Source organism: Pantoea sp. X-Soil-MYKO-1785, assembly GCF_059730675.1.
In genome coordinates, this window is sequence record NZ_AP036000.1 from 4,064,538 (window position 1) to 4,081,837 (window position 17,300).

Genomic DNA, 17,300 nt, shown 5'->3' on the forward strand with positions numbered 1-17,300 from the left:
CGTTAAGTCAGTGACGTGGTTTCAGGGAAGCCAAAGCGGATGTTCAGACACTGGACGGCCTGCGACGCGGCACCTTTCAGCAGGTTATCTTCGGCGGCCACCACAATCAGATGCTCGTCCTGGACCTCGAAACCAATGTCGCAATAAGGCAGGCCCACCACCGCTTTCAGTGCCGGAACGCCCTGCTCGTAGAGCCGGACCAGTGGCTTATCGTGATACGCGCGCTGGAACACTGCCGCCACGTCTTCGCGGCTCACGCCCGGATTTAACCGGCAGGTTATCGTTGCCAGAATGCCGCGCGGGAAGTTGCCCAGATGCGGCGTGAAGATCACCGGCGTGCCAAGATGCGCCACGATTTCCGGATGATGACGATGGTTGAACAGACCGTAAGGCTGCAGGCTGACTTCGCAGAAGCTGGTGCCGACGCTGGCTTTACGCCCTGCGCCGCTTACGCCGCTGGTGGCGTTGATCACCGGCCACTGTGCCGTATTCAGCAGGTCTGCCTCTACCAGCGGTTTCAGCGCCAGCTGGGCCGCCGTCGGGTAACAACCCGGCACGGCCACCAGCTGCGCCTGCTTAATCTGCTGATGCTGATATTCCGCCAGGCCATACACCGCTTTATCCAGCCAGTCGCCATGCTGATGGGTGAAGCCGTAGAAGCGGGTATAAAACGCCGGGTCATTGACGCGAAAAGCACCGGACAGGTCGAATACCACACAACCGGCCTTAAGAAATTCCGGTGCCAGATCGTGGCTGACTTCATGGGCCGTCGCCAGAAAGACCGCATCCACTTTATCTGCCCATTCCGCCGCATGGCTCAACGGCTGCAGCGGCAGATCCACCACCCCTTTCAGCTGCGGATGCAGATCGGACAAGCGCTTACCCGCATCGGGACTTTGCGCCGAAACCGCTAAAGCGGTTATGTTGATATCTGGATGGCGATTCAGGAAGGTGGCGAGCTCTACGCCAGCGTAACCACTGGCACCCACGATCAGCGTATTCAACATCAGGCTGTAACCCTTTTTACAGTCACACGTTCCGGGTCGCGGCCTTGCCCCGTTGCCCACAATGTCGTTTGCAGCGATTTAAGGTTCACATGCAGACGACGTTAATGTATTTTTATTCACTATTAATGCATGAATATTGATACATCCTAACTCAAGGACCGTCAACAGTGAAGACAAAATTACCGCCTTTTATCGAACTCTACCGCCAGTTGATCGCCACACCGTCAATCAGCGCAACCGATGCCGCACTGGACCAGAGTAATGAAACTTTAATCAATTTGCTGGCTGGCTGGTTTCGCGACCTTGGCTTCAGCGTTGAAGTGCAGCCGGTGCCCGGCACCCGGCATAAATTTAATATGCTGGCCCGCACCGGTGACGGCGCAGGCGGGCTGTTATTAGCCGGTCATACTGACACCGTGCCGTTCGACGATGGCCGCTGGACCCGCGATCCCTTTACCCTGACCGAGCACGACAACAAGCTCTACGGCCTCGGCACCGCCGACATGAAAGGCTTCTTCGCCTTTATTCTCGATACGCTGCGGGATGTGGATGTGACAACGCTGAGCAAGCCGCTCTACATTCTCGCCACCGCTGATGAAGAGACCACCATGGCCGGCGCTAAATATTTTTCTGAATCGACGCAGCTGCGTCCGGATTGCGCCATCATTGGCGAACCGACCTCACTCAAGCCGGTTCGGGCGCACAAAGGGCACCTGTCAAACGCGATCCGTATTGAAGGTAAGTCGGGCCACTCCAGCGATCCGGCGCGTGGTGTTAACGCGATTGAACTGATGCATGAATCGATCACCCATCTGATGCAGTTGCGCAATACGCTGAAAGAGCGCTATCACCACGATGGCTTCGCCATTCCTTATCCCACCATGAACTTTGGCCATATTCACGGTGGCGATGCGGCTAACCGCATCTGCGCCTGCTGTGAACTGCATATGGATATCCGGCCGTTGCCAGGCTTATCGCTCAGCGATCTGGATGGACTGCTGAACGACGCGCTGGCACCGGTCAGTGCGCGCTGGCCTGGTCGTGTGACGGTCGCAGAGCTGCATCCGCCGATTCCCGGCTATGAATGTCCGGCGAACCATGAACTGGTCAGCGTGGTCGAGAAACTGCTCGGCACGCCAACCGAAGTGGTGAACTACTGCACCGAAGCGCCGTTTATTCAGCAGCTCTGCCCGACGCTGGTACTGGGTCCAGGCTCGATCAATCAGGCGCACCAGCCGGACGAATTTATTGATACCGCATTTATTAAGCCGACGCGGGCGCTTATCAGTCAGGTTGTGCAGCATTTTTGTCACTGATTAACAGCAAATGGGGCATTTCACTGTGATATCAGTAAAATGCCCGGTCATTCTGCGGGATTTAACAATAAGAATAACTTATCCCGCTCTGCTCTGAATAAATTCGATGAATTTCGGTTAGTTAGCCGCATGTTCGCGCCACTTTAACGCAATTGACGTGGACCGGTTTACGTGGCTAGATAAAAGACGATGTTATGCCCACCGGGTGACTATCCAGATATTTTCAGATTGCAGACAGGCGGCAACTGAGCAAATTCCCCGTACATTACCGGGAAGATAAAGTTGCTGCTATTTCTGCTGCCTGAAAAGGGTCGGGTATAGAAGTTTTTCAAGACGATAAGGGTGTCAGGGTCCAATGAACGAACAATATTCCGCAATGCGAAGTAATGTCAGTATGCTCGGCAAACTGCTCGGGGATACGATTAAGGATGCGCTGGGCGAGAACATCCTCGACCGGGTGGAAACCATCCGTAAGCTCTCCAAGTCATCCCGTGCAGGCAATGACACTCATCGTAAGGAACTGCTTAATACGCTGCAAAACCTCTCCAATGACGAGTTACTGCCGGTGGCCCGCGCATTTAGCCAGTTTCTCAACCTCACCAACGTGGCTGAGCAGTATCAGACCATTTCGCACAGCGGTGAAGGCGCAAACCATCCTGAACTGCTGAAAAAGACCTTCGAGACCCTGAAACAGCAGAAAAATATCAGCGAAGCCGCAATCCGCGAGGCGATTGAGTCGCTGTCGCTGGAGCTGGTGCTGACTGCGCACCCGACCGAAATCACCCGCCGCACGCTGATTCACAAGCTGGTGGAGGTCAATAGTTGCCTCAAGCAACTCGATCACAGTGACATTTCCGACTACGAACGTAACCAGATTATGCGCCGTCTGCGCCAGCTGGTGGCGCAGGCCTGGCACACCGATGAAATCCGCAAATATCGTCCGACCCCGATTGATGAAGCCAAATGGGGCTTTGCGGTGGTCGAAAACAGCTTATGGGAAGGCGTTCCGGCCTTTCTGCGCGAGCTGAACGAGCAGGTCGAAGACGCCTTCGGCATTAAGCTGCCGGTCGATTTCGTGCCGGTGCAGTTCACCTCATGGATGGGCGGCGATCGTGACGGCAACCCTAACGTCACGGCCGCCATTACCCGCCACGCGATGCAACTGAGCCGCTGGAAAGCGGCCGATCTGTTCCTGCGCGACATCGGCGTGCTGATCTCTGAGCTGTCGATGTCTGAGTGCAGCGAAGAAGTGCGCCGACTGAGCGGCGATCCGGACGCGCTGGAACCTTACCGGATGATCCTGAAACGTCTGCGCAGTCAGCTGATGACCACGCAGGCATTCCTTGAGCGTCGTCTGAAAGGCGAGCGTCTGCCGCGTCCGGCAGATCTGCTGGTCTCAAACGATCAGCTATGGGATCCGCTGTATGCCATTTATCAGTCGCTGCAGCAGTGCGGCATGGGCATCATCGCTAACGGCCAGCTGCTGGATACGCTGCGCCGCGTGAAATGCTTTGGCGTGCCGCTGGTGCGTATCGACCTGCGCCAGGAGAGCACCCGCCATACCGAAGCGATTGCGGAAGTGACCCGCTATCTCGGCCTCGGCGATTATGAAAGCTGGTCCGAAGCGGACAAACAGGCCTTCCTGATCCGCGAACTGAATTCAAAACGTCCACTGCTGCCGCGCAGCTGGGAACCCAGCGATGAGACGCGCGAAGTGCTGGAAACCTGCCGCGTTGCGGCTGAAGCCCCACAGGGCTCGATCGCCGCTTACGTGATCTCAATGGCGAAAACGCCGTCTGACGTGCTGGCGGTCCATCTGCTACTGAAAGAGGCGGGCATCAACTATGCCATGCCGGTGGCACCGCTGTTTGAAACGCTCGACGACCTGAATAATGCCAACGACGTGATGAGCCAGCTGCTGAGCATTGACTGGTATCGCGGCTTTATTCAGGGCAAACAGATGGTGATGATTGGCTATTCTGACTCGGCGAAAGATGCCGGCGTCATGGCTGCCAGCTGGGCGCAGTATCAGGCGCAGGATGCGCTGATCAAAACCTGTGAAAAGGCCGGGATTTCGCTGACCCTGTTCCACGGACGCGGCGGCACCATCGGCCGTGGCGGCGCACCGGCACATGCGGCTCTGCTGTCACAGCCACCGGGCAGCCTGCGTGGCGGCCTGCGCGTCACCGAACAGGGCGAGATGATTCGCTTCAAATATGGTTTGCCGGAAGTCACCATCGCCAGCCTGTCGCTCTATACCGGCGCGATTCTTGAAGCGAACCTGATGCCGCCACCGGAGCCGAAACGCGAATGGCGCGACATCATGGATCAGCTCTCTGCCGACTCCTGTGCGATGTATCGTGGCTATGTGCGTGAAAATGAAGATTTTGTACCCTACTTCCGTTCAGCGACGCCGGAGCAGGAGCTGGGCAAACTGCCGTTGGGTTCACGTCCGGCTAAACGTCGTCCGACCGGCGGCGTAGAGTCGCTGCGTGCGATTCCATGGATTTTCGCCTGGACGCAAAACCGTCTGATGCTCCCTGCCTGGCTGGGTGCTGGTGCGGCGCTGCAACAGGCGATGGCGGCGGGCCATCAGGATCAGCTGGAAGCGATGTGTCGCGACTGGCCGTTCTTCTCCACCCGCCTTGGCATGCTGGAGATGGTGTTCTCGAAAGCCGACCTGTGGCTGGCGGAATATTACGATCAGCGGCTGGTCGAAAAGTCACTCTGGCCGCTGGGCAAACAGCTGCGCGACCAGCTGGATGCGGACATCAAAGCAGTACTGACCATTGCTAACGACTCTCACCTGATGGCCGATCAGCCGTGGATTGCTGAGTCGATTGCGTTGCGTAACGTCTATACCGATCCTCTTAACGTGCTGCAGGCGGAACTGCTGCATCGTTCGCGCGCTCAGGAAGCCCGCGGTGATGAGCCGGATGCTCGCGTTGAGCAGGCATTAATGGTGACCATTGCGGGTGTGGCAGCCGGCATGCGCAATACCGGTTAAGCCGGTGCCGGCGTGGCACTCGCGCCGGGTAGTAATAATAAAAAAGTCGGGATAATCCCGACTTTTTTATTGGCTGAAGCGGACGAATCAGGCCGCCGCGGCGGCAGGACGCACCCCAAGGGTGTGGCAGATGGCATAGCTCATTTCGGCACGGTTCAGGGTGTAGAAGTGGAAATCTTTTACCCCTTCACGCGACAGAATCTTCACCATATCCATCGCGATGTTGGCGCCAACCATTTTGCGCGTCTCGGCGTCATCATCCAGCCCGGCAAACATCGCATTCATCCAGCCCGGCACGCGTACATTGGTCAGCGTGGCGAAGCGTTGCAGCTGTTTAAAGTTCGAGACCGGCAGAATACCGGGCACGATCTCTACGTCGATACCGGTCGACACGCAGCGATCGCGGAAGCGTAAATAGCTTTCGACGTCGAAAAAGAACTGGGTGATCGCCCGGTTCGCGCCTGCATCGATTTTGCGCTTCAGGTTAATCAGATCGGCCTGCGCGCTTTTGGCTTCCGGATGGACTTCCGGATAAGCCGCAACCGAAACATCAAAATCACCGACCTCTTTCAGCAGCGAGACCAGATCGCAGCCGTACATGTCTGGCTTACCGCCGCCTGGTGGCAGGTCACCGCGCAGCGCCACGATATGACGGATGCCGTTGTTCCAGTAATCCTGCGCGATGGTGCGTAACTCTTCCCGCGTGGCATCGACACAGGTCAGGTGTGGCGCGGCTTCCAGACCGGTACGATCTTTGATGCCTTTAATAATGCTGTGGGTACGATCGCGCTCGCCAGAGTTCGCGCCGTAGGTGACAGAGACGAATTTTGGTTTCAGGCTGCTCAGACGATCGATTGAGGACCACAGCGTCGCTTCCATTTCGCTGGTACGAGGCGGAAAGAATTCAAATGAGACGTTAATTTGCCCGTTCAGCTCGGCCAGGCTCTGGTTTAGCGCTTCGCGCTGATTGGCATGAAAGAAACTCATCCTGCATCCTCATCGATCACATCGGTTAACTGTTGACCTGCAAACATCCATACGTTTAGACGTCCAGATGTTCAAAATGACCGAATCCTTCTTCAGCGTCAACTAAAAAATGATCAACAACGGTGATAAATTTTCATTCAACCTGAAGGAAATTCATAATGGGCGAGGACGGAGAGAAAGCAGGCGCCGAAGCGCCTGAGAAGAAAGGATTACAGCAGTTGCGCCAGGCGATTGATATCTGACTGAATTGCGCCTGCGGTGACATCACGTCCCGCACCCGGACCGCGGATCACCAGCGGATTATCCCGGTACCAGCGGCTTTCAATGGCAAAAACGTTATCGCACGGCAACAACGCGGCGAGAGGATGCTCCGGACGCACGGCTTCGACACCGACGCGCGCTTTGCCGTTGCCATCAAAACGGGCAACGTAGCGCAGCAGCAGGCCCAGCTCCTGCGCGGCTTCCAGCCGTTGCAGCATCTGCTCATTCAGCTCTTCACCATTTTCAAAGAAATGGTCGATCGAACCCTGCTGGCAGTTATCCGGCACCAGCGATTCAACCCGAACCTGATCCGGCTCGATGTCATATCCCGCTTCACGCGCTAGAATCACCAGCTTACGCATCACGTCCTGTCCGGAGAGATCAACCCGCGGATCGGGCTCGGTTAAGCCCTGCTGCCACGCCTGGTCCACCAGCTCGGTGAACGGTACCGTGCCGTCAAACTGCAGGAACAGCCACGACAGCGTGCCAGAGAAGATGCCGCTGATCGCCAGGATAGTGTCGCCGCTGTCGCGCAGATCGCGCACCGTATAGTTAATCGGCAGGCCTGCACCCACTGTGGCGTTATATAACCAGTGACGGCCGGTTTTGGTAAACGCATCACGGATTTGCCGCCACGTCTGGCTGTCCGACGCACCCGCCACCTTATTGGCGCTGATGACGTGGAAACCGTGGCTGGCAAAATCAAGATACTGCTGCGCCAGCGGCGTACTGGCCGTGACGTCCAGTACCACTAAGTCGTCAAACGGGTGCGCCCGCATCCACAGAAACAGCGACTCTTCATCACGTTCCACCGCTTCATCATCAAAGAAGGCCAGCGCCCGGCTGGCGTCCAGTCCGTCATAGCTCAGCAGGCTGCGGCGGCTGTCCGCCACACCGGCCAGCACAAATTCAAATCCGGTGCGGGCCGACAGGTTTTCGTGGTCACGGGCGAACAGTTCCAGCCAGCGTGAACCGATATTACCTTTACCAAACAGCATCAGGCCGATGCGCTTTTCCGCCCGGAACAGCGACTGGTGTAATCCCTGAATCAGGTGCCGGGTCGGCCCGACGCGCAGCACCGCCACCACGCTGATGTGCTCTTCTGACTGCCAGATAAACTCAACCGGCTGGTCTTTTAACTGCTGCCAGAAACGGTGAGTATGCAGCGGATTGCGGGTGACGCCCGCGCCCACCAGCGCCACCAGCGCCAGCCCGTCACGCAGCTGCAGATGGCCCGGCAGACCGGCATCCTGCAGCAGCGAAAAGGCGCTGTTGACCACTTCAGAGGTATAGCAGAGCTGCAGCAGCTGCCGATCGGGATGCACGCCCATCGCCAGCGGACGCAGCTGGGCGCGTTTCAGCAGCAGATCGATCTCTTTATGCTGCAGGCTGAAATCGTGCTGTTCCGGCAGCTGAATCTCTATCAGGCAAACGTCATCGTGACTGGTGACGATACGGGCGCCGGTACCGGAAGCCAGTACGCGCTCAATACGGGTTGATCCCTGCTCCGGCTGGTAGCTGCAGCGCAGTTGCAGATCAATGTCGCTGCCCGAGACCGGCTGCAGCGTACGGGTATGCAGCACCGGCGCGGCCAGGCGCGCCAGTTCACTGGCTTCATCCAGCCTTAACAGCGGCAGCAGGCAGGCATCGGAAACCTTACGGGGATCGGCACTGTAAACGCCGGCCACATCGCTCCAGATGGTGACGCGACCGACGCCAGCCAGCGCGCCAATCTGCGTCGCCGAATAGTCGGAACCGTTACGTCCAAGCAGCACCGTTTCACCGGCGTCGTTACGGCTGATGAAGCCGGTCACTACGATGCGCTGGTGCGGATGCTGTGCCAGCAGAGTTTGCAGTAGCGGCCACGACTTGCCTTCATCCACCTGGGGTTGTGCCGCCCGTTCAGCACGCAGAAAATCGCGCGCGTCCAGCCAGCAGGCCTGCATATCACGCTGGCTCAGCACCGCCGCCATCAGACGGGCCGACCAGATTTCACCGTGCCCGACCACTTCGGCATACACCGCGTCGGTCAGCGTGCCATCCAGCAGGGCGGCCAGTTTTTCCAGATCGCGGATGAACGCTGAGACTAACGGTTCAGCGATCTCAGCAGGCAGCAGCGCGCTAATCAGCTCGCTTTGATAACGCCGTAAAGCCTGTTGCACCTGGTGCGCAGACAGCCGATCGCTCTGGCTGAGCTTAAGCCAGCTAATCAGCTGGTTGGTGGTCGAGCCTGCCGCTGACACCACCATCATGTCGCCCGGCTGGCTGTAGTCCGCCATAATGCTGGCTACACGCTGGTAGCAGCGCGCATCCGCCAGGCTACTGCCGCCAAATTTATGCAACTGCCTGATATCCGGCGTTCCCGCGCCTGCTGAAATCGTCATGCTTAATCCTCGGCTGCGATCCGGAATGCATTATCCAGATCGGCAATTAAATCTTCGTGATCTTCGATGCCGACAGAAACACGCAGCAGCGTGTCGGAGATGCCGGCGGCGGCCCGCGCTTCTGCCGACATTCCCGCATGCGTCATGGTCGCGGTGTGGGAAATCAGACTCTCCACCCCGCCCAGTGATTCCGCCAGCGTAAATAGCCGCAGCGCTTTCAGGAAGCGGCGCAGCAAAGCCTCATCACCGTCGACCTCGAAGCTCAGCATCGCGCCAAAGCCGCGCTGCTGGCGCGCGGCATACTCGTGTCCGGCGTTTTCCGGCAGCGAAGGATGATACAACTTTTTCACCAGTTTCTGTTGCTTCAGATAATCAACAATGGCTAATGCATTGCGCTGCGCGGCAGCCATGCGTGGCGCTAAAGTCCGGATACCGCGCAGCAGCAGATAGCTGTCAAATGCCGAACCGGTGACGCCAATATTGTTGGCCCACCACGCCAGGTCGGTCGCCAGCTGAGGATCTTTAGCGATGACCGTGCCCGCCACCACATCGGAATGACCGTTGAGGTATTTGGTGCAGGAGTGAATGACCAAATCCGCGCCCAGCGCCAGCGGATTCTGTAACGCCGGACTCATAAAGGTGTTATCCACCACGCTCAGGGCGCCGGCAGCGCGGGCATCCGCGCAAATAGCGCTGATGTCGACCACGCGCAACAGGGGATTGCTGGGGCTTTCAATCAGCACCAGCTTCGGCTTTTCATCCAGCGCCGCCTGCAGTGCATTCGGGTCACCCTGATCGACAAACTTCACCCGATAAGCGCCGCGCTTGCTCAGGCTGTCAAACAGCCGGTAGCTGCCGCCATAGCAGTCGTGTGGTGCCACCAGCAGATCGCCAGGCTTCAGAAACACCGTTGTCACCAGGTGAATCGCCGACATCCCGGTATTGGTTAATACCGCACCCGCCCCGCCTTCCAGTTCGGCCAGCGTCCGCTGCACTACATCACGGGTCGGATTGCCGCGACGTGAATAGTCATGTGCGCGTGGCTCATTGAAATCCAGGAAGTTATAGGTGCTGGAAAGGTGAATCGGTGGGACAACGCAGCCATATTGCTCGTCATCATTCAAACCGCTGCGGACTGCGATGGTTGCCTGTTTGCGCGTCATAGGGCTTATTGTTCCTGAAGTGTGAAATGTTGAGGCACAGGATATCACCCTCTAATTAGACGTCAATACATCTGGACATCTAAATGTCTTTGCGTATAGATTGAGCAGAAACGCAATAACCGCTAAAATTATGCGTCATCGCCTGGCGCTCAGCCGACAATTCAGACGCTGTGAGCGAAGAAAACCCGCCATATCAGGGGTCAGGCAGGGAAAAATCAGGCATAATTCGCTGATTTCCTCACTTTTAACGTTTATTAATTAAGGTATCCCATGGCTGAATGGAACGGCGAATATATCAGCCCGTACGCCGAGCACGGTAAGAAGAGCGAGCAGGTCAAGAAGATTACGGTTTCTATCCCATTGAGTGTGCTGAAGATTTTAACGGATGAGCGGACCCGTCGTCAGGTCAACAACCTGCGTCACGCCACCAACAGTGAGCTACTGTGTGAAGCGTTTTTGCATGCTTTTACCGGCCAGCCACTGCCAGATGATGTCGATCTGCGTAAAGAGCGCAGCGATGAGATTCCGGAAGAAGCGAAAAAAATCATGCGTGACATGGGTATCGATCCTGATACCTGGGAATATTAATCCGTCAGGCCTGTTTCGCTTAACATTGCTATGTTTCAGATGAGCAGACGCCACACAGCTGCTGCTCATCTGACCTTTCTGTGCGCTAATGCCTCTTTATCCTTCCTCCTCTGCGGTGATTTTTATCTCTGCCAGAATAATTTATTAAGATAATTATTAATATCCATTCTATTTTTAGCAGGGGAATTTCATTCCCGTATGAGAGTCTATTCAAGGCGTTAATGGAGGAATTACTATTGTTCCCGATTAGCTGACTCCGTAAGATTTCCGCAAAAGCAATTATTTGCAGGAAGCATGATGGCAGTCAAATGTATAACAAAAAAACCAAAGACATTCTTATTAATTATTAACCTGTTTTCTCTGGCGATCTTTTCCTTTTCTGACCGGGCGAGTGCAGCGCTGCCTGTGGCAGAAAAGAATAGCGAAACGCATGCATTTTTGCAGGATCAAATACGCAAAGAGAAATTAATCCCTAAACCGGGAAAAAGTGCGTCTGAACAAAAACGTATTAAGCATAAAGAGATCGCTTTTCCAGATGAATCGAACTGCTACACAATCGAGAAGGTTTATTTAAGTCCGGATAACGAAAAACTTAACCTTGAAAAATTAAAATATTTCACCTCGCAGGCAGAAGGTAAATGTCTGGGTATTGCGGGCATAAGTCTGCTGGCAAAAACATTGCAAAACGAAATCATCAGGCTGGGATATATCACTACGCGGGTTGATTTACCTAATCAGAATCTGTCAGATCATGCATTAACCTTTGAAATCAATGCCGGTAAAATTGGCAATATCGTGGTTAATAAAGCAAGTGGCGATTATATCAATCTCAGAAACACCCTGCCGCTGAAAGCGGGCGACATTCTCGAACTTAGCGATCTCGAACAAGGTAGTTTTAACCTGCAGCGAGTTCCGGGCTCGAGGGTAAAGATTAATTTATTACCGGGCAGCAATAAAGGTGAAAGTGATATTTATATCCAGCGCGAGCAGGATAAATACTGGCAGGTGGGAGCATGGATCAATGATGCGGGTTCGGTTGCAACCGGCCGTTACCAGGCTGGAGGGGCACTTTATTTAAATAATTTGACGTCTTTAAGCGACACATTATATGTCTCCTATGGCCAGGACATTGCGCCGAGGCATACGGTAAAAGGGAACAGTAATAAATCAATAGGCTATTCCCTGCCATGGGGTTACTGGTGGCTCGATCTGTACGCCAGTCAGAGTCAGTATCAGCAATACATGACCGGTAACTGGGCCAACTGGCGGCTGAATAATAAAAACAGCTACTACAGCGCGCAACTTAATCGCCTGATCTCACGCACCGAGCATCAGACCACCACCGCTGGCCTGCAAATATTTAATACCGAATCACGCTATGCGCTCAATGATTTCAATCTCGCCAGCATGCATAAAAAAAATGCGGGATGGAAAGCCGTATTGCAACATCAGCTCAGTTACGATAATGCCAGCCTTGCGACCAGCCTGAGTTATCAAAAGAAGATGCCATGGTTTGGTAGTCATCAGACTGTTGAGCAGGAATATAAGCTTATTGATAACCAGGGCAGGATTGTCACCCTTGACCTGGAAGGCTCACTAAACTTTCCTTTTTACGGTAACTGGCTGAACTATTCACCCCATTTTAGCCTGCAGTATTCGCCCGATAACCTCTCTTCGCTTAACCGTTTTTCGCTGGCAAACCGCTGGACGGTGCGCGGCTTCGATGGCGAAAATTCGCTGCAGGATAATAAAGGATGGTTCTGGCGCAACGATATTAGCTGGATTGTCCCCGGCAAAGCCGTGCAACCTTATCTCGGTGTGGATGCAGGTCAGATTTATGGGCATTACAGTCAACAATATTACACAGGAAAAACGGTTATCGGCAGCGTTGTCGGTGTACGGGGTAAATACCGGCAAACTTACCTTGACCTTTTTTCCGGCACACCACTTAAAAAGCCACAGGGCTTTCACACCGATCCTCTTACGCTGGGTTTCTCTCTGCAATGGAAATACTGAGAAAACGAGGATTATTTTACATAACCACAGTACACAGCGTTAAAAACATCAATACTTTAAGGGATAAAAATGAAAAAGCATAAAATGAATCTATTATTTCTGGCGACTCTGGCCACGCTCAGCTGCCAGCCAGCCTTTGCTGCACTTGACAGTTACACCCATGCAAACGGTTCAACGGTGGTTAACATTAATAAAGCCGATGCAAATGGTCTTTCGCATAATATGTACCAGAGTTTCAATGTACCCTCTCAGGGCATGATCATTAACAACAGTACAACAGATTTAATCCGTGAAAGCGGTAATATTGCGCATAACAGTAATCTGGAAGGTCCTGCCAGCCTGATTCTTAATGAAGTCATTTCAAAAAACCCGTCTTTTCTCAACGGTTATATAGAAGTTGCTGGTCAAAAAGCGGATGTCATTATCGCCAACCCTAACGGCATTAGCTGTTCTGGCTGTGGCTTTATTAATACCGGTCGGGCCACGCTCACCACCGGCACGCCAAAATTCTCTGACGGCGTATTAACCGGCTTTAAAGTAGAACAAGGTTCGATTAATGTTAGTGGTAATGGCCTGAAAGGAGCCGACTATACCGATCTGCTGGCACAAAAAATTAATGTTATGGGGCAGATTGAAACCAGCCAGTTGAACGCGATTGCAGGTAGCTATGATTACGATATCGTGTCGGGACAGGTAACTGTAAACGGAAACAGCCAGCGTTACGATAACAGTATCGATGTAAGCGCGCTGGGAGGCGTAACGGCGGGGGTTATTCAACTGCAAACCACTGAGGCGGGAGCAGGAGTAAATAATAGTGGCATACTTAACGCCAACAGCCTTTATATTTCGTCTAATGGGGCGTTAACTAATAATGGCACCGTTGAAAGTGGCCTTATCAGTGCGTCTGCCAGCAACGGAATGATAAATAAAGGTGATTTGTCTTCTGATCAGACAATATTAAAGATAAAAGGCGCGTTCCATAATGAGGGGGCGATTAAAATCACTGCTAATGCCACCATTGCGACAGTGGGAAATTTTTATAATAGCGAAAAGGCGACAATCAGTACCTCAGGCAATATAAAGATCGCTTCTTTATCGGGTGATATTGAGAATAGAGGTAAAATTACAGCGGAGAATAATCTGGTAATAGAGACAGGTTATGGCCCGGTTGACGGCGTAACCAAAGCCCTCTACCAAACCCAGGTGCTCAACTCAGGGTCATTGCAGGCAGGTGCAATCAGTGTGAATGCGGTTAAGGAAATAAACCTCCTGTCAGGCGGCGATGTCACCTCGCAAAGTCTGGCTTATCTTTCTGCTAAAAAGTTCTCTAATGCTGCAAATCTGACCGCTCAGAATGCCATTATTATGGCGGGAGAAGTCCGCAATGAAGGGGTTATGCAGACTACCGGTCTATTAAGTGTATCTGGTGATAAAGGAATCACTAATACCGGCACCCTGAAAGCAGAAACCTTAGCACTGGCAACCGATGAGAAAATCAGTAATTCATCCTGTGTATGGTGGATATTCTGTACTTCAGGCACCATGACGGCGGATAACATCATCATTAATGCGCCTAAGATTGCCAGTATCCGCGATCTGGATGGTAACTATATGACACCATCACTTGAACTGAATAAACCTGTGGCGCCCTCAGTACCGGGCACCGGTCTGTAATAAAAGCATGCGCCTGTAAGCAAACGACATAAAAAAACCCAGCCGAAGCTGGGTTTTTTCTTGCCGCCGAACCCGCAGGTTCAGGTGCCTTTTAATCTTATTTTTTAGCGCCTGGCACGCTGAAACGCTTGTTAAAGCGGTCAACACGGCCACCAGTTGCCACTTCACGCTGCTTACCGGTGTAGAACGGGTGGCATTTACCACATACGTCCAGGTTCAGTTCGTGAGTCAGTGTCGAACGGGTGTGAATCTCGTTGCCGCAGGTACATTTGATAGTAACTGCTTCGTATTTCGGGTGAATACCTTGTTTCATGGGAAACCTCATATAAGGCCGTGTCGCTCTCCGTACCAGGTCGTAACCCGCACAGCACCACACGCGGTTGAACAATAAAGGGTGGACTCCGGCAAGATCTTTCTCACCGAAGGCGCAACATTATACAGCTAACTTCTGATTGCTGCAAATATATGCTGAGATACCCGCCACCGGGGCCAGCGTGTACACTATCTTCCCCCGATGATTGAGCCGGAAAGAGATTGCTATGCCCGTTGTTCAGGTTGCCCTGCCCGTCCCCTTGCCCCGTCTGTTTGACTATCTGCCCCCGGTCGGTGCGCAGCCGGTGATTGGCGGTCGCGTGAGCGTGCCGTTCGGCAACCGCAAAATGATCGGCATTGTCGTTGCGCTGCGTGACAACAGCGATCTGCCGGAAGCGCAACTGAAACGCGTTGCGGAGGTGCTGGACAGTGAATCACTCTATCCGCCGTCGTTGTGGCGCATCCTCAACTGGGCGGCCAGCTATTATCATTCCCCGCTCGGTGAAGTGCTGAGCCATGCGATACCGGTGCTGCTGCGTCAGGGTAAACCGGCGCAGGACAATCCATTATGGCAATGGGTGATCACCGAGCAGGGCCGCGCCACGGCACCCGAAAGCTTAAAACGCGCGCCGAAACAGCAGCAGGCGCTGGCCGCCCTGCGTCAGCGGCCGCTCTATCGTCATCAGGTCAGCGAACACGATCTGACGGATGCGGCAATGCAGGCGCTACGGGCTAAAGGTCTGTGTGAGCTGCATGAACATCAGCCGCAGATGCATGACTGGCGCACCACCTTCGCGATTAAAGGCGAACGCCTGCGGCTGAATACCGATCAGGCGATGGCGGTTGGCGCAATCCGGGCAGAAGATGAACAGTATGCCGCATGGCTGCTGGCGGGCATCACCGGCTCCGGCAAAACCGAGGTTTATCTCAGCGTGCTGGAAAATGTGTTGTCACGCGGCATGCAGGCGCTGGTGCTGGTACCCGAAATTGGCTTAACCCCGCAAACCATCGCCCGTTTCCGTGAGCGCTTCGATGCGCCGATCGATGTGCTCCACTCTGCCTTAAATGACAGTGAGCGGCTGGCGGTATGGCTGCGCGCGCGACGGGGCGAAACGGCCATCGTGATCGGCACCCGCTCGGCGCTGTTTACTCCGCTGGCGCGCCCCGGGGTGATCATTATTGATGAAGAGCACGACAGCTCCTATAAACAGCAGGAAGGCTGGCGCTACCAGGCACGCGATCTGGCGGTATTCCGCGCGCATGAAGAGAACATCCCGATAGTGATGGGATCGGCGACGCCGGCACTGGAGACGCTGCATAACGTCCGCAGCGGTAAATATCGTCAGCTCGACCTGACGAAACGCGCCGGTAATGCCCGACCGGCACTGCAACAGTTGATCGATCTGAAGGGCGTGCAGCTGACCGGCGGCCTGGCACCGGCGCTGATCGGCAAAATGCGCCAGCATCTGCAGGCTGACAATCAGGTGCTGCTGTTTCTGAATCGCCGTGGCTTTTCGCCGGCCCTGCTATGCCACGATTGTGGCTGGATTGCCGAATGTTCGCGCTGTGACCGCTACTACACGCTGCATCAGCACCACCGCCAGCTGCGCTGCCACCATTGCGACAGCCAGCGACCGCTGCCTAATCAGTGTCCGCAATGTGGCTCGACCCATTTGCTGCCGGTGGGTGTCGGTACTGAACAGCTGGAGCAGCAGCTCGGCTCGCTGTTTCCCGGCATCCCGGTATCGCGCATCGACCGCGATACCACCAGCCGCAAAGGTGCGCTGGAGCAGCATCTGGCCGATGTTCATCGCGGCGGCGCTCGCATACTGGTCGGTACCCAGATGCTGGCAAAAGGCCACCACTTCCCCGACGTCACGCTGGTCTCGCTGCTGGATGTGGATGGTGCGCTGTTCTCCGCTGATTTCCGTGCAGCTGAACGGTTTGCCCAGCTTTACACTCAGGTTGCCGGTCGCGCCGGTCGCGCCGGTAAACAGGGCGAAGTGCTGCTGCAGACCCACCATCCTGAACATCCGCTGTTGCAGACCCTGCTGCATAAAGGTTATTTCGCCTTTGCCCAGCAGGCGCTGCTGGAGCGCCAGGCGGTGTTCCTGCCGCCATGGAGCCGCCACGCGCTGTTCCGGGCGGAAGATATGGATAATCAGCAAGCGGCGGAATTCCTGCAGCAGCTGCGAAATCTGCTGGAGTCGAGCCCGCTCAATGACAGCGCGATGTGGTTTATGGGCCCCCTGCCTGCCCTGCAGCCAAAACGCAGCGGCCGCTGGCGCTGGCAGCTGCTGGTCCAGCATCCTTCGCGTCAGCGTCTGCAACAGTTACTGAGCAGTTCATTGCCGCTGGTTTCCACCCTGCCCGCCGCGCGCAAAGTAAAATGGACGCTGGATATCGATCCCACCGAGAGCTGATGCGCGTGACACTGCGAGCCAGATCGAAAAAAGTCGCATAAGTCACAATTTTTATGCAAATTAAGTAACAACCAGCCGGGCAATCGTTAACAATGTTGCCCGGCTTGCTTTTAGGTCAGGCAAAACAGAATTGAACGCGCCATAACGCGTCAGGAGCATGTG

Annotated in this window: 11 protein-coding genes; 6 read left to right on the plus strand and 5 right to left on the minus strand. The window is 54.7% G+C overall.

The features are described from left to right. Positions 1 to 2: 2 nt before the first annotated feature. On the minus strand, positions 3 to 1,007 hold the full coding sequence (argC, locus tag AC6I8D_RS19295; protein WP_497820607.1) for an N-acetyl-gamma-glutamyl-phosphate reductase: 1,005 nt from the start codon (positions 1,005 to 1,007) through the stop codon (positions 3 to 5). A 167-nt stretch (positions 1,008 to 1,174) separates the two neighbouring features. Here argC and argE point away from each other — a divergent pair, with 167 nt between their 5' ends. Together argE and ppc are read left to right on the plus strand one after the other, a co-directional pair. After that, positions 1,175 to 2,323 (plus strand): acetylornithine deacetylase, encoded by a 1,149-nt coding sequence (argE, locus tag AC6I8D_RS19300; protein ID WP_497820608.1) that lies wholly within the window; start codon positions 1,175 to 1,177, stop codon positions 2,321 to 2,323. A gap of 355 nt (positions 2,324 to 2,678) precedes the next feature. Beyond that, positions 2,679 to 5,330, plus strand: coding sequence for a phosphoenolpyruvate carboxylase (gene ppc / locus AC6I8D_RS19305; protein WP_312057260.1), 2,652 nt, complete (start codon positions 2,679 to 2,681; stop codon positions 5,328 to 5,330). 87 nt (positions 5,331 to 5,417) lie between these two features. Here ppc and metF read toward each other — a convergent pair whose 3' ends face one another. The 3 genes from metF to metB form a co-directional block, all read right to left on the minus strand. Continuing rightward, positions 5,418 to 6,317, minus strand: a complete 900-nt coding sequence (gene metF, locus AC6I8D_RS19310; protein ID WP_312057259.1) for a methylenetetrahydrofolate reductase — start codon at positions 6,315 to 6,317, stop codon at positions 5,418 to 5,420. 209 nt (positions 6,318 to 6,526) lie between these two features. After that, positions 6,527 to 8,962, minus strand: a complete 2,436-nt coding sequence (locus AC6I8D_RS19315) for a bifunctional aspartate kinase/homoserine dehydrogenase II (protein WP_312760519.1) — start codon at positions 8,960 to 8,962, stop codon at positions 6,527 to 6,529. A gap of 2 nt (positions 8,963 to 8,964) precedes the next feature. Next, entirely contained in the window at positions 8,965 to 10,125 is a 1,161-nt protein-coding gene (metB, locus tag AC6I8D_RS19320) for a cystathionine gamma-synthase (RefSeq protein ID WP_312760517.1), read from the minus strand. Positions 10,126 to 10,395: 270 nt separating this feature from the next. Between metB and metJ the strand changes: the two genes are divergently transcribed. The 3 genes from metJ (at position 10,396) to AC6I8D_RS19335 (ending at position 14,403) form a co-directional block, all read left to right on the plus strand. After that, entirely contained in the window at positions 10,396 to 10,713 is a 318-nt protein-coding gene (gene metJ / locus AC6I8D_RS19325; RefSeq protein WP_003851225.1) for a met regulon transcriptional regulator MetJ, read from the plus strand. 294 nt (positions 10,714 to 11,007) lie between these two features. Then, a complete protein-coding gene (locus AC6I8D_RS19330) occupies positions 11,008 to 12,729 on the plus strand; it encodes a ShlB/FhaC/HecB family hemolysin secretion/activation protein (protein WP_312760515.1) in 1,722 nt (573 codons plus the stop codon). Between the two features lie 69 nt (positions 12,730 to 12,798). Then, positions 12,799 to 14,403, plus strand: a complete 1,605-nt coding sequence (locus AC6I8D_RS19335) for a filamentous hemagglutinin N-terminal domain-containing protein (RefSeq protein ID WP_497820609.1) — start codon at positions 12,799 to 12,801, stop codon at positions 14,401 to 14,403. A gap of 97 nt (positions 14,404 to 14,500) precedes the next feature. Here AC6I8D_RS19335 and rpmE read toward each other — a convergent pair whose 3' ends face one another. Continuing rightward, complete coding sequence (gene rpmE, locus AC6I8D_RS19340; protein ID WP_003851227.1) at positions 14,501 to 14,716, minus strand: 50S ribosomal protein L31; 216 nt, start codon at positions 14,714 to 14,716, stop codon at positions 14,501 to 14,503. 226 nt (positions 14,717 to 14,942) lie between these two features. Between rpmE and priA the strand changes: the two genes are divergently transcribed. Continuing rightward, entirely contained in the window at positions 14,943 to 17,138 is a 2,196-nt protein-coding gene (gene priA / locus AC6I8D_RS19345; RefSeq protein ID WP_497820610.1) for a primosomal protein N', read from the plus strand. Positions 17,139 to 17,300: the final 162 nt, after the last annotated feature.